The organism is Intrasporangium mesophilum (assembly GCF_054783095.1).
The window spans coordinates 1-13,321 of the sequence record NZ_BAAGRF010000002.1 but is presented as its reverse complement, the minus strand read 5'-3'; the positions used below and the strand labels follow the sequence as shown (position 1 = coordinate 13,321).

Annotated in this window: 10 protein-coding genes and 1 pseudogene; 1 reads left to right on the top strand and 10 read right to left on the bottom strand. The window is 71.8% G+C overall.

What is annotated here, in order from left to right:
• Window positions 1-72: 72 nt before the first annotated feature.
• The 9 genes from ACYVLP_RS00795 to ACYVLP_RS00755 all read right to left on the bottom strand — a co-directional run bounded on the left by ACYVLP_RS00795 (window position 73) and on the right by ACYVLP_RS00755 (window position 11,559).
• On the bottom strand, window positions 73-1,623 hold the full coding sequence (locus ACYVLP_RS00795; RefSeq protein WP_460625444.1) for a flotillin family protein: 1,551 nt from the start codon (window positions 1,621-1,623) through the stop codon (window positions 73-75).
• A 49-nt stretch (window positions 1,624-1,672) separates the two neighbouring features.
• On the bottom strand, window positions 1,673-2,176 hold the full coding sequence (locus ACYVLP_RS00790) for an NfeD family protein (protein ID WP_460625443.1): 504 nt from the start codon (window positions 2,174-2,176) through the stop codon (window positions 1,673-1,675).
• Window positions 2,177-2,323: 147 nt separating this feature from the next.
• A complete protein-coding gene (locus tag ACYVLP_RS00785; protein ID WP_460625442.1) occupies window positions 2,324-3,274 on the bottom strand; it encodes an ABC transporter ATP-binding protein in 951 nt (316 codons plus the stop codon).
• Complete coding sequence (locus tag ACYVLP_RS00780; protein ID WP_460625441.1) at window positions 3,271-6,657, bottom strand: FtsX-like permease family protein; 3,387 nt, start codon at window positions 6,655-6,657, stop codon at window positions 3,271-3,273. Before ACYVLP_RS00780 ends, ACYVLP_RS00785 begins: the two co-directional genes overlap by 4 nt.
• Entirely contained in the window at window positions 6,645-7,397 is a 753-nt protein-coding gene (locus ACYVLP_RS00775) for an ABC transporter ATP-binding protein (protein ID WP_460625440.1), read from the bottom strand. Before ACYVLP_RS00775 ends, ACYVLP_RS00780 begins: the two co-directional genes overlap by 13 nt.
• 202 nt (window positions 7,398-7,599) lie before the next feature.
• On the bottom strand, window positions 7,600-8,481 hold the full coding sequence (locus tag ACYVLP_RS00770; protein WP_460625439.1) for an ABC transporter permease subunit: 882 nt from the start codon (window positions 8,479-8,481) through the stop codon (window positions 7,600-7,602).
• Window positions 8,478-9,392 carry an ABC transporter ATP-binding protein gene (locus tag ACYVLP_RS00765; protein WP_460625438.1) on the bottom strand — a complete coding sequence of 305 codons (915 nt, stop codon included), beginning with the start codon at window positions 9,390-9,392 and terminating at the stop codon, window positions 8,478-8,480. Before ACYVLP_RS00765 ends, ACYVLP_RS00770 begins: the two co-directional genes overlap by 4 nt.
• On the bottom strand, window positions 9,389-9,784 hold the full coding sequence (locus ACYVLP_RS00760) for a GntR family transcriptional regulator (protein WP_452271281.1): 396 nt from the start codon (window positions 9,782-9,784) through the stop codon (window positions 9,389-9,391). The genes ACYVLP_RS00765 and ACYVLP_RS00760 overlap by 4 nt, the downstream gene beginning before the upstream one ends.
• Window positions 9,785-9,969: 185 nt before the next feature.
• Window positions 9,970-11,559: a DEAD/DEAH box helicase gene (locus ACYVLP_RS00755; RefSeq protein ID WP_460625437.1), complete on the bottom strand. Its 1,590-nt coding sequence runs from the start codon at window positions 11,557-11,559 to the stop codon at window positions 9,970-9,972.
• A 396-nt stretch (window positions 11,560-11,955) separates the two neighbouring features.
• On the opposite strand from ACYVLP_RS00755, the gene ACYVLP_RS00750 reads away from it, so the two are divergent.
• A complete protein-coding gene (locus ACYVLP_RS00750) occupies window positions 11,956-13,203 on the top strand; it encodes a low temperature requirement protein A (protein WP_460625436.1) in 1,248 nt (415 codons plus the stop codon).
• 31 nt (window positions 13,204-13,234) lie between these two features.
• On the opposite strand, the pseudogene ACYVLP_RS00745 reads toward ACYVLP_RS00750, so the two are convergent.
• A pseudogene (locus ACYVLP_RS00745) lies at window positions 13,235-13,321 on the bottom strand (carbohydrate ABC transporter permease); the annotation flags it as partial.

Below are 13,321 nucleotides of genomic sequence, written 5' to 3'. Positions count from 1 at the left end.
GCGGAAGGTCTGCCGGTTTCCGGGGTGATCACCACCAGGACCGGCAGACCTTCACGCAAGACTCGCCGACGGTCAGTTGTTCGGAGCGGCCTCTCGCCGGGCGCCGTCGATGACGGCGGCGGGCGCGGGGCCGGCAGACGCGAGGGCGCCGCCGGCAAACCGCTGGACCAGCGACTCGAGGTCGACTCCGGTCGCGTTCTTCAGCATCTCCATGGTCTGCACGAGGTTCTCGGTGACCTGCTTCGGGATCGCCCCGGCGCCGTCCGTGGAGATGACGGTCAGCTTGTCGATCGCGGCCATCGGGGCCGCGACCTCGCGGGCCACGTTGGGCAGGATCTCGACGAGCATCTGCAGCACAGCGGCCTGGTTGTAGTTGTTGAACGCCGCGGCACGCTTGTCCATCGCCTCGGCCTCGGCGTGCCCGGTCGCGAGGATCGAAGCCGCCCGCGCGTCACCCTCGGCACGAACGGCATCGGCCTCGGCGACACGACGCGCCTTCTCCGCCTCACCGCGCTTGGCACCCTCGACCGCCTCGGCCTCGGCGAGCGCGGTGCGGCGGGCCTTCTCGGCCTCACCGGTCAGGCGCGCCTTCTCCGCGTCGGCCTGGGCCTCGGCGATCGAGGCCGCCTTGCGCGCATCCGCCGCGGCGATCGCGGCGGTGCGCGCGGCTTCGGCCTCCTGCTCGGTCCGGTACCGGGCTGCGTCGGCCGGCTTGCGGACCTCGGTGTCGAGCTGCCGTTCCTTCAGGGCCGCCTGACGGACGGCGACCTTCTCCTGCTCGGCGAGGATCGCCTGGTCCCGGTCTGCCTGGGCGAGTGGGCCCGCGGACGAGGCTTGCGCAGCGGCGGCGTCGATCTCGGCCTTGATCTCGGACTGCTTCAGGGCCAGCTGCCGGTTCGCGACAGCGATCTCCTGCTCGGCGGCGAGCCGGGCCTGCTCCGCAGCCTGGCGCGCATTCGCCTCGGCGATCGCGGCCGTCTGACCGATCCGGGCCGCCTCCGGGCGCCCGAGGTCGGACAGATAGGTCCCGTCGTCGGTGATGTCCTGGATCTGGAAGGTGTCCAGCACCAGGCCCTGGCCGGTCAGCGACGTCTCAGACTCGTCGGCGACCCGCTGCGCAAAGGCAGCCCGGTCCCGGATGATCTGCTCGACGGTGAGCGAGCCGACGATCGACCGGAGCGAGCCGGCGAGCGTTTCCTGGGTGAACGTCTCGATCTCCTGCTGCTGGCGCAGGAAGCGCTGCGCGGCTGCGCGGATCGAGTCCTCGTTGCCGCCGACCTTGACGATGGCGACGCCGTCGAGGTTGAGCTTGACGCCCTGCCCCGAGACCGCGCCACGGATCTGCACCATGATGCGGCGGCTCGAGAGGTCGAGGACATGGAGGCGCTGGACGAACGGCACGACGAAGACACCGCCACCCATGACGACCTTCTGGCCGGACAGGTCGGTCGAGACGGCTCCGGTCTCTGCGTTGCGGACGGCCCGGCCTCCCCGGCCGGTGACGATGAAGGCCTCGTGCGGCCCAGCCACCTTGTACCGCTGGGCGATGACCGCACCGAGCAGGATGACGGCCAGGACGAGGCCGAGGACGGACAGCAGGGTTACGGGCAGGTCGAACGGCATCGTTCGGTGGCCTTTCGGTGAGTGGGTGTGAGTGCGAGACGTCCGTCGGTCAGTAGCGGTCGTCGGACCGGGCCACCTGGACGGAGGTCGGCGATAGGACGGCGGTGACCCGCACGGGCGTTCCCGCCTCGATGGGTTCGGGCGACCGGGCATGCAGGCGCGTCAGGTGACCGGCGACGACGACGCTGACCTTGCCGAACCCGGTGTCAGGGATCTCGTCGACGACGGTCCCGGTGACGCCGACCAGCGAGGTCGTCCGGACGGTCGCCTCGTCGCCGCCCCTCATCAGGCCGGTCGTCGCCTTGCCCGCAGCCCAGCCGACGAGCAGGCCGGCGGCCAGGCCTGCGAGGGACGACACGGCTGCGTTGTCTGTGCCCTGCGCAACGAGAGCCCCGACGAACCCGAACGCGGCGAGGAATCCGGCGATGGCCGCCCCGGACAGGATGTCGCTGCCGAACGAGTCGAGCAGCCCGTGCAGGAACTCGCCCGCGATCAGCGAGACGACGAGCAGCAGCAGACCCAGCACGCCGATGCCGATGAAGACGGCGACCATGGAACCCCCTCGGATGTTGGCGCGATCGTAGCGATCCTCAGACCCTGATCGGCCTCCTGGCGTTCCCGCATTCTCGGGCGTCCGGAGTCACCAGGGCAGGTCCGCACGTATTGACGGCAAGCGCAGGTGACCGACGGCGCCGCCCGGTCAGGCCAGGTGGGCCTCCGAGGTCCCGTCGCCGACGTCGCCGTCGCCGTCGCCTGCAGTGCCCTCGTCCGGCGACTCGAGCAGCCATGACGTCCCGTCGTGGCGCAGGCGCACGAGCGCACCTGGGGGGAAGTCGTCGAGCGCGGCACCCGACAAGGGCACGGACCCGTCGGCCGACACGACGGCATACTCCTCGCCCAGCCGGCCTTCCGAGCCGACGCGCCCGTCGCGGATCGTCACGGTGCGCGGCAGCCGGGCGGCGACCTCGGGGTCGTGGGTCACGACGATGACCGTCGAGCCGAGGCGCGAGCTGATGTCGTGCAGCGCGTCGAGGACGCGGTCGCGTGACTCGTGGTCGAGCTGGCTCGTTGGCTCGTCGCCGAGGAGCAGCCCTGGGAAACAAGCGATCCCGACGCCGATCGCGGTCAGCTGGAGCTGGCCGGGGGTGAGCGTGTCGAGCTCCCGGTCGGCGATGGGCTCGATGCCGAGCAGCGCCAGAACCTCGCGGACCTCGGGCACGTCGCGGCCGATCCGGCGCGCCCGCCGCTGTGCGAAGGCGACGTTCTGACGCGGCGTGAGGTACGGCAGCAGGTTGCGTCCGGCGCCCTGGAGCACCAAGCCGACGTCACCGGCACGGAACTCGTCGAGCTGCGACGGGCCCATCCCCTTGATGTCGTGATGGCCGATGAGCACGCGTCCCGCGCTCGGCTCGAGCAGCCCGCCGAACACCGTGAGCAGTGTCGACTTGCCGGCGCCGCTCGGGCCGAGGAGGCCGACGACCTCCCCCGAGCGCACCTGTAGGTCGATGCCCGACAGGGCCGCCACATCGTGGCCCTCCGACCGGTAGATGACGACGAGGCCTCGGGTCGTGACGTCGAGCCCGCGGCGCTCCCGCGACGGGAAGGCCGGCGCCGCAAGGGTTTTCGCGGAGGCGCGCGCCGACACGGTCATGACTGGTCCCTCACTCGCGAGACGACGGCTCGTCGCGCGAGCCAGAGGCCGAGGACGGTGCCGACGGCACCGAGCCACACGAACGTCAAAGCAGCCACTGCGACCATCGGACCGGTCGCGGGATCCAGGTCGCGCACGAACGTGTCCGACGGGGTCGTGAAGAAGGGGACGAGGCCGAGCGACAGCTGGGCCCCGACGTAGCCGCACACGGCGCCCACGACGACCGCCGACCCGATGACGACGACCTGCTCGGCCACGACGACGCGACGGATCCGTCGCTCGGGCACGCCGGCGAGCCGGAGGGTCGCGAGGTCTTTGGACCGGGTGCGCCACGACGTCACCGTCAGCAGCAGCAGGACGAGAGCGCTGAGCACCAGCGCGAGGATGCCGATGACGAGTGCGAGCCGCAGCGACCACGCCGAGGCGGAGCGGTCGAACGTCGCGACGACCTCGGCCCGCTCGGTCGTGCCGCGCACCGCGATGCCGGCGCCGTCGAGTGCCCGCTTCACTGTTCCGAGCCTGTTCGGGTCTGAGATCCAGACCTCGAGCTCGCCTGTGGCGTAAAGGCGCTGGGTCCGCTGGGCGAGCGCGTCGTAGCTGACGAGAGTGACGTTCGTGCGGCCACCGGGGGCGACTCGAGCCCGCCCGAGCTCGGTGACATTGACGTTGTCGCCGAGGAAGCCGAGCGCCGACGTTGCCGTTGGCGTCTTGCCCTCCGTCGCGGGCACGACGATGGCCGGCACCGGGGGCGGGCTCGCCGTCACCGAGACGATCCCGCCGGTGGAGCCGAACGACAGCACCGCCGAGCCGGGGCGGCTCCGGTCGGGCGTGAGCTCCCCGAAGCCAGGCCGGTCCCAGGCAAGCTGAGCCCGGCCGTATGCCGTCCCAGAGCCCATCCAGGTCAGACCCCCGAGAGCGAGTGGCGCGGACGCAGACCCGCGTATGCCGTCCAGCCGGACGTGGCCGAGGATGAGGCGCGTCTCGTCCGGGGTGCGGTCGAGCGAGATGCCGGTGAGGGTGCACGCGTTGGGATCACACGGGACCGCGGCCTTCAGCCGCACTGGCCCGTTGGGCTTGAACGGGATCGCCCCGACCACGACGACGCTCGCCTCGCCGCGCGCGTCGGTGAGCTCTGCGCGCAGCAGCAGCACGTTGCGTGCGCGCGGCCCAGGGGCGCCGCCCGAGCCGCTCGGGTCAGAGCCGGTCGGCGGTGGACCCGGAGCAACCTTGTCGATGACGACGTCGGAGACCGTCACGCTGATGGTGCGGCCGACGATCTCGGTGGAGGCACCTGCCCTGGTCGACAGGCGGCTCCAGTCGACCGAGTCGGCGTCAGCGCGGTCGGCTCTCCCGGGCCCGGCGGCCGTGGCGCCGTCCGAGCCGGCGCTGGCGCCGTCCGAGCCGGCGGCGCCGTCCGCCGCGGCTGTGCCGGGCGCGCCAGCCGTGCCGGCCCCGCCAGCCGTGTCGGCCGCGCCAGCCGTGTCGGCCGCGCCAGCCGTGTCGGCCGCGCCGCCAGAAGGAGGGTTCGCGATCCGGCCCATGGCCTCCGGGACGACCGCCATCGTGCCCAGCGACGACGGGTTGCTGGCGCTCAGCTGGGCGACTGGCGCGAAGAACGAGGATGCCGGGTCGAGAGTGCGAAGCAGCTGGCGAAGCGCAACCGGGTCCTTGGAGTCGGTGCGCAGCACGACCTGGGCACCGGTCTCGAGCGATGCCCGCTGCTCGCGGTTGCGCTCGGCGACGAGGAACGCGTCGGTCGCGAAGACGAGCAGCGCGGTCGCGACGGTGACGATGGCCACGAGGCGGCGGACGGCGGGACGTCTCGCCAGCTGGACGCCGGTGAGCCCAGAAGTGACCCGGCCGCGGCGCAGCGCGGCTCGGCCCACCGCGGCGGCGACGGGGACGATGACGAGAGCGAGCAGCAGGCCGACGGCGAGGGCGAGGAGCACGGGCGTCGCCATCGCGAGCGGACCCGAGACGTTGCCGCTGACGATCGTGACGACCCCCGCGGCGGCCACCGTGATGACGACGGCGTCGAGCATGCCGACGGCGAGGAGGCGTTGGCGCGGTGGGACGCTGCGCAGCAGGGATGGGATCGGTTCTCGCAGAGCGGATCTCGTCGCGAGGAGGGCCGCACCAAGGCCACCTGCGAGCGCGGCCAGCGCGGCGGCATACGCCCACACCGGCACGTCGAGTGGCACCCCTGCAGGGAGCCAGAACTGGGCGGCCACGAGGTCGACGACCATCGCGATGCCGAAGCCGACGGGCACGCCAAGGGCGACGAGCGTGCCGAGCTCGGCGACGACGAGCCGGCGCGCGCCGGTGACGCCCTCGCCGCGAAGCCGGGCGAGGGCGATCTCAGGACGGCGCTGTTCGACAGCGGCGGCGCAGGCGAGCCCGAGGACGACCACCGCGAGCAGTGCGAGCTGCCCGAGCAGGAGCGGCACGAGGAGCGACGCCTGCTGCTGACCGAGCACGACGGTCTCCCCGATCCGGTCGAGACCGGTGGTGAGCGTCGTCGGCGAGGCGTCGTCTCCGAAGTTCTGGGTCGCCTTCTCGATGGCCGCCACCAGACCGGGGAGCTCGTCGACACCGACGTCGGCACGACGCAGCGCGTGAGTCACGGTCAGTGTCGTGCTCTCGGGGTGCGCGTCGAAGAACGCAGGCGCGACGATCGGGGTGTCGACCTGGGCTGCGGTCGACAGCCCGCGGCTGACCACCGTGCCGGCGCGACCCGTGAGCGTGACGTTCCACCAGTACGCCTCGTCGGCGACTGGGTCGTAGGTGCCGACGAGGCGAGCCGTGGACGGCTGCTTGCGTGGCCCGGTCTGTCCGCCCGCGGCGGCGTCGAACCCGACCTTGTCGCCCACCCGCCAGCCCTCGAAGGCGGCCTCAGCGCTGGAGACGATGAGCTCACCGGCCGCGGTCGGGCACCGGCCGGAGGTGAGGACGAGGCGGGTGCACCCCGCGAGCGGTGCATAGGCCGTCGTCACGACTCCCTGGCGACCGCGCTTGTCCGACATGGTCAGCATGACCTGTCCCGACACCATCGCCGTCGCCGGCTCGAGCACCGCCGCGAGCGTGGGCGGGATGATCTTCTCGACAGTCGCGGGCGTCGGCACCTGTCGTCCGCCGTACGGGGTCGACTGGGTGACCACCACGCCCGTCTGAAGGACGCTGGCGCGGTCGAGGGCGTCCCGGGCGAGTCCGTGCTGGAGCGAGCGTGCGTAGAGCGGCCCGAGGACCGCGCTCGCCGTGACGAGGGCCGAGAGGAGGACCAGCGACACGGCCTGCGCGCGGCGGTGGTTGATCGTGGCCCACACCGTCGCGAACGGGCCGAGGCCCCCGGGCCTGCTCCTGCCGGAGCCCTTCACCTGGACCACGCGATCCGTCCTTCGTCGAGGTGGATCCCGTGGGAGCCGGTGGCTGCGGCCTCCGGGTCGTGGGTGGCCATGACGACGGTCGTGCCTGCGGCGGCCGTGTCGTGGAGCAGTGCCAGGACGCGCTCGCGGTTGGCGTGGTCGAGCTCGGAGGTGGGCTCGTCGGCGAGCAGCACCCGCGGTCGACCCGCGAGGGCGCGCGCGACGGCGACCCGCTGCTGCTGCCCTCCGGACAGCTCTTCGACGAGGTGGTTGCCCGACTCCTCGAGCCCGACCGCGGCCAGCGCCGCCCGGACCCGCTCGTGGGCCTCGATCGCCGGGACACCGGCCTCGAGCAGCGGGACGAGGCAGTTCTCGGTCGCGGTGAGCACCGACGCGAGTCCGTTGCCCTGCGGGATGAGCCCGACTCCGAGGCGGACGGTGACATCCCGGTCGCCGCTCGGGGCTACGTCTGCGTCGCCGACGCGAACGGTGCCGCTGACCTTCGCCGTCGCCGCGAGGGCGCCTGCCAGCGACCAGAGCAGGGTGGACTTGCCCGCACCCGACGGGCCTGTGACAGCGAGCAGCTCGGCGGGCGGCGCCGTGACCGACACCCCCTCGAGTGCGACGACGCGTCCGAACGACACCGTCAGGCCTTCGGCGCGCACCTCGACGCGAGTCGTGACATCCTCGGTGACGTCGCTGCGGCCTCGTCGCCGGCCCCGCCGGTATGCCGTCTCGCTGGGCCCTGCCTGCCGTCCCACCCGCGCGTCCCCCTCGTCGCCCGTCGTCCACCCGCCGTTGCCAGTCGTTGCCCGTCGTTGTCACGGTGCCGGGGCAGTATCACCCGCCGCGGCGCGCTTCGGAGCGGCAGGGGGCCGCGCTCGGTGCTGATCGTGACCCTTTCGCAACGCGCCGGCGGGCGTCGGACAGCGGATGTCGCTCCGTCGCCGTGTCAGCGCGTGCTCAGTCGCGGCGGCGAAGGACGGCTGCGCCGACGAGGACCAGCAGGACTGCGACGGTCATGCAGATGCCGAACTCGAGGAGCTGGAAGGTCCAGAAGCGATCCGCGGGCTGGTAGATCAGGACCGTCGGGTATCCGGAGCCAGGCTTGGGGATCTTGGTCTCCATGACCCAGTCGCCGGCGGCACCGGACGGCAGGACTGCAGGGGGGCGATCGGTGTACGCCACCGTCAGCGGCGTCATGAAGCGCCCGCGCAGGACGTTCTCGACGACGAGCCGGACTGCGAGCCAGGCGGCGAGGGTGACGGCGAGTGCGGGCAGCGTGCGCCGGAGCAGCCCTCCCGCCGTCACGCCGATCGCGAACGCGAGAAGCGCATACCCGAGAGGGACGATGCCGAGGATGTCGAACCCGTTCGGGGCGAAGCGTCCGTCGAGCTCGTCCGATGGACCGCGCCAGTACGCGATGGCCGTGGTCAGTGCCGTCTGCGCGGCAGCGACGACGGCGGCCGCCACGAGCACGCGGCTGGCGAACCAGCGGCCGCGGGTGACCGACTGCGTACGAGCGAGCCGGATGGTCCCCGTCTCGTGCTCGCGGGCAAGCAGGGGCGCTCCGACGAAGACACCGATCACCCCCGACAGGAGCGCGACGTAGGAGACGACCGGCTGACCGCCCGTGAGCGAGTTCAGCGTTCGGTAGAACGTCAGCGCCTGGTCCGGGCAGGTCTGCCGAGAGCCCCCGTGTGCCAGGCAGGCGAGCAGACCACTCGAGTCGATGACCTCGCGCAGGTGGAGTCCGGTGAGCACGAGATATGCCGTCAGCACCGTCACGAAGACTGCCGAGCCGATCGCGGCCGGACGGGTGAGCCGCCAGCTGACCCAGGTCATCGGACACCTCGCAGCACGGCTCCATCGGCGGCATACGTCCCGGCATCGGGGTCACGCAGGTAGGTAAGGACCAGCTCCTCGAGCCCGATCGGGCGGCTGTCCCACCTGGGGTCGGCGACCGGTTCGGACCCGAGCTCGACAACGAGTGTGGTCTGTCGCTCGTGCGTAGCGCTGGCGAGCACTTGGCGCAGGCCCGCGGGGGGTGTGGAAGCGGAGGTCCCGAGCAGGACGCGGTGGCGGTCGAGCAGCGTGTCGATCGGGCCCTGCACCTGCACGCGGCCCTGCGCCAGAACGACGAGATGGTCGCAAGCACGTCCGAGCTCCGAGACGACGTGCGAGGAGAGGATGACGGTCGTGCCGCGGTCGACTGCGTCGGCAAGGACGGCCGACATGAACTCGTGCCGCGCCAGCGGGTCGAGGCTGGCGACCGGCTCGTCGAGGACGAGCAGGCGAGGTCGTCTCGCGAGCGCCAGCGTCAGCGCGACCTGCGCCTGCTGGCCGCCCGAGAGCTCGTTCGCCTTGTGGCGCAACGGAATCCCGAGAGCGGACAGGTACTGACGTGCAAAGGGATCGTCCCAGGACGGGTTCATGCATCGCCCGAGGCGGAGCAGGTCGGCGACACTGAGGCCCCGGTAGAGAGGGTGGTCCTGGGCCAGGTAGGCCACCGAGGCCAGCGCGGCGACCGACGAGGCGGGTTGGTGCCCGAAGACGCTGACGCTGCCAGCGGTCGGGCGCAGCAGCCCGACGGCCAGCTGCAGCAGCGTCGTCTTGCCCGCGCCGTTGGGCCCGACCAGCGCGGTGATCGTTCCTGGCTCGACCGCGAGGCTGCATGCGCGCAGCGCCCAGGTGTTCCCGTATGCCTTGCCCAGGCCGGTGGTCTCGAGGGCCGGACGGGTCTCTGCGGTGCTCATGCGATGCCCTCGTCTGCAGAGATCTCGTGCAGCGTGGCAGAGAAGAGGGAGCGGATGTCCTGGTCGTCGAGGCCCTGGCTGCGCGCAGACCCGATCCAGGCGGCCAACCGGCGCTGAAGTGCCGGGTACCCAGCCGCCGTCGACGGTGCGACATCGTCCCGGATGAAGGTGCCGAGGCCTGGTCTGCCCTCGGTGAGGCCGAGCACCTCGAGCTGCTTGTACGACTTCAGGACGGTGTTCGGGTTGATCGCCAGCTCCTGGACCACCTCCCTGACCAGTGGCAGCTGGTCGCCGGGTCGCAGCGCCCCCGATCGCAGCGCATGCTCCACCTGCTGGACGAGCTGGAGGTACGTGGGCACTCCGGATACGGGATCCAGTCGGAAGGTGATCATGAGACCCTCCCATTTATCTATGTCAGTAGATAAATACTGAAGCACAGGGGTCCGGTCGTCAACACCTCAAGCGCAACGGGTCACCGACGTCGGCGAGGGTCACCGAGGTCGCAGTGCTACGCCGTCGGTGACCCAGGCCGACTCAGCTCAGCGCGAGCGCCGTCGGTGACCCAGTCGGACGCGGGTCAGCGGGAGCGGCGGGACCCGACGCGCGAGCCGGCGGAGAACGCCGCGGCGCTGCCGCCGCTGCTCGTGGAGTAGACCGTCGACGAGCCACCACGTCGGTCGGAGCCGGACCCGCGGCGGCGCCCAGCCTGCGCGCCGCCGGACTCGGCTCCGTCGCGCTGGCCCGTGCGCCCCCGGCCCGAGCGCTGACCGTCGCCTCGGGCCGCAGCCGGGCCGCGGTCGGTGTCGCCACCGTTGCCGCCACGGCCACGCCCGCCACGACGGCCGCGACCGCCCTGGGCAGCGCTTCGGCCACCCTGCGCACGGCCCTCACCACGGGCCTCACCACGACCCTGCCCACGGCCCTGACCACGCCCACTGCCGCCGGAAGCGCCACTGGCCCCGGACTGAGCGGGCTCGCGAACGAGCGCCCCGGCATACGACCGCTCGCCCGGAGCGAGCTCGACCAGCAGCGGGTGACCCACCGCGACGCGAGTGGTCGTCGGCTTGATGCCGGCCTTTCGGGTCAGGTCGCGCACGTCGCGCACCTGGTCGTCGAGCATCATCGTGACGACGGTGCCGTCGTTGCCGGCCCGGGCCGTGCGGCCCGAACGGTGGAGGTACGCCTTGTGCTCGACGGGCGGGTCGGCGTGGATCACGAGCGCGACGTCGTCGACATGTATGCCGCGGGCCGCGATGTCGGTCGCGACAAGTGTCTGCGCGCGGCCGGAGTGGAAGTCGTCCATGTTCCGCGTCCGGGCGCCCTGGCTGAGGTTGCCGTGCAGCTCGACGGCCGGGACGCCGGAGGCATTGAGCTGCCGGGCAAGCTTCTTGGCGCGGTGCTTGGTCCGCGTGAAGACCACCTTGCGGCCCGGGGCCGCAGTCAGGTCGACGATGACGGGCAGGTGCGACCCGTTGTCGACGTGGAGCACGTGATGGCTCATGGTCGAGACCGGTGACTGCGCCGAATCCGCCTGGTGTGTCACGGGATTGGTGAGGAATCGCTTGACGAGGACGTCGATGGCGCCGTCGAGGGTCGCCGAGAAGAGCAGCCGCTGGCTGTCCCGCGGGGTCTTCTCCAGAATCCGGCGGACGCCGGGGAGGAAGCCGAGGTCGGCCATGTGGTCGGCCTCGTCGAGGACCGTGATCTCGATGTTGTCGAGGAAGACGTGGCCCTGCTGCATGAGGTCCTCGAGGCGGCCGGGGCACGCGACGACGACATCGACGCCTGCGCGCAGGCCCTGGACCTGCGGGTTCTGGCCGACGCCGCCGAAGACGGTCTGAGACGTGAGGCCGAGGGGCTTGGCCAGCGGGGCCAGCGCGGTGTCGATCTGGGTTGCGAGCTCGCGGGTCGGGGCGAGGATCAGCGCGCGAGGGCGTCGAGCCTGACGGCGGCCGCCCGACTGCGAGAGCCGGGTCAGCAGGGGCAGGAGGAACGCGTACGTCTTGCCGGAGCCGGTGCGGCCGCGGCCGAGCACGTCGCGCCCGGCGATCGAGTCGGGCAGCGTGGCGGCCTGGATCGGGGTCGGGACGGTGATGCCGAGGTCGTCGAGGACCGTGACGAGTCGGGTGGGCACGCCGAGGTCGGCGAAGGTCGTGTCAGTGGACACAGGTAGGTACTCCAAAAAGCAGTGGATGGGTCGTTCTGCCCGGCGCGACAGGCCTCATCGGTGAGGGTCGCGGCGCAAGAGCGAATCGACGGGCCGGCGACAGTCCGCCAGGCCAAGAAGAATTGACCCGAGGCAGAACTGGGCGGGCCACTGCGGGAGAGTCTACCGGGTCCAGTGCTGAACCGACGAACCGGTGCCGTCGAGAGGACCCATGAAGCCCTCGACGGCACCGGCATGTGGGGAAGGACCGGCGGCAGCGGCCGAAGGGCGGCGGCGAAGTCTCAGCGGCCGTCGCGGCGCGACCGTACGCTGAGGCGAGCGGGCGAGGCGTCGGCAGACTACGCGCGGCGGACGTGCCAGGCACCCCGTCCATCGGAGCCGAGACGAGGAGTCCGTATGCCGGCACGACAGGCGAGCGTCCGCCTCTCCTTCGAGTCCGCCGGGGCTTTCCGGCGGCACTTCTGGAAGCCCCCGAGAGCCCACGGCGACGTCATCGAGGAGCGAGAGGTCAGCTTCCTCGAGCTGTTCTACGACCTCGTCTACGTCGTCGTGGTCTCGCAAGCGGCCCACCACCTCGCTGGCCACGTCTCATGGGCCGCCCTGGGCCAGTTCGCCGTCGTGTTCGGGCTGATCTGGCTCGCCTGGATCAACGGCGCGGTCTACCACGACCTCCATGGACGCGCGGAGGGGCGGACCCGAACCTACGTGTTCCTGCAGATGGGCCTGATCGCGCTCCTCGCTGTCTACACCGGCGAGGCGACGGGCGCCGACGGGACCGCTTTCGCCCTCGTCTACTGCGCGTTCCTGCTGCTGCTCGGCTGGCTGTGGTACTCCGTTCGCCGCCAGGACGACCCGTCGTTCCGCCCGACGACGACGCCGTACATCGTCGGGGTCTTCGGTTCCGCCACAGCCGTCGGGGCCAGCGCCTGGCTGCCGGACGGCGCACGCCTCGCGGTGTGGACACTCGTGGTCGTGGGCTGGCTTGCCGGCATCGTCGTCCTGGACTGGCGCACCGGCGCGACCCGCGACACCAGCGCGAACGCGAGCCCATCCATGGTCGAGCGGTTCGACCTGTTCACCATCATCGTGCTGGGCGAGGTCGTCGTGGGTGTCGTGAACGGCATCGTCGGGGCCGGCCGCACGCCCATCGCCGTCGCGACCGGCATCCTGGGCCTGGGGATCGGGTTCGCCTACTGGTGGAGCTACTTCGACTTCGTGGGGGCGCGCCGCGTGAGCTCGCGGCGCGGCTCCCTGTCGCGGTGGCTCGTGGGTCATCTCCCGGTGACGATGACGATCGCCGCCACGGGCGCCGTCATGGTGAGCATGGTCGGGCATGCATCGCAGGGCCACGCTCCCGATCCGGCGCCGATGGTCCTGTCGTTGTCGGTGGCGGTCGGCGTCCTCGCACTCATCGTCATCGCGACGTCCCTCGCTGACTGGCGGACCCTCGCCCCGGTCTACCGCCCGGTGTCGGTGGCGCTCACCGTGGCCGCGGCGGCCGCGGTTCTGCTCGGCTGGCTCGCCCCGGCGCCGTGGCTGCAGATCCTGCTGCTGACGCTGGTGCTCGGCGCGGTCTGGCTCTTCGGCATGCTGACCTGGTTCGCCTACACCCAGGCGCGCGCGGCTTCGCCGGGCGGGCAATAACTTTGGCGCCTCGCTTCGCTGCGGCGCCAAGTTACTTGACGGAGCCGGACATGAGGCCGCCGATGAAGTAGCGGCCGAGGATGATGTAGACGGCCAGGGTGGGTAGGGAGGCGAGCAG

Bases quoted from the DNA above. Each gene is read 5' to 3' on its own strand.
- ACYVLP_RS00795 (WP_460625444.1), bottom strand. From the start codon at position 1,623: ATGCCGTTCGACCTGCCCGTAACCCTGCTGTCCGTCCTCGGCCTCGTC.
- ACYVLP_RS00790 (WP_460625443.1), bottom strand. From the start codon at position 2,176: ATGGTCGCCGTCTTCATCGGCATCGGCGTGCTGGGTCTGCTGCTGCTC.
- ACYVLP_RS00785 (WP_460625442.1), bottom strand. From the start codon at position 3,274: ATGACCGTGTCGGCGCGCGCCTCCGCGAAAACCCTTGCGGCGCCGGCC.
- ACYVLP_RS00770 (WP_460625439.1), bottom strand. From the start codon at position 8,481: ATGACCTGGGTCAGCTGGCGGCTCACCCGTCCGGCCGCGATCGGCTCG.
- ACYVLP_RS00765 (WP_460625438.1), bottom strand. From the start codon at position 9,392: ATGAGCACCGCAGAGACCCGTCCGGCCCTCGAGACCACCGGCCTGGGC.
- ACYVLP_RS00760 (WP_452271281.1), bottom strand. From the start codon at position 9,784: ATGATCACCTTCCGACTGGATCCCGTATCCGGAGTGCCCACGTACCTC.
- ACYVLP_RS00750 (WP_460625436.1), top strand. From the start codon at position 11,956: ATGCCGGCACGACAGGCGAGCGTCCGCCTCTCCTTCGAGTCCGCCGGG.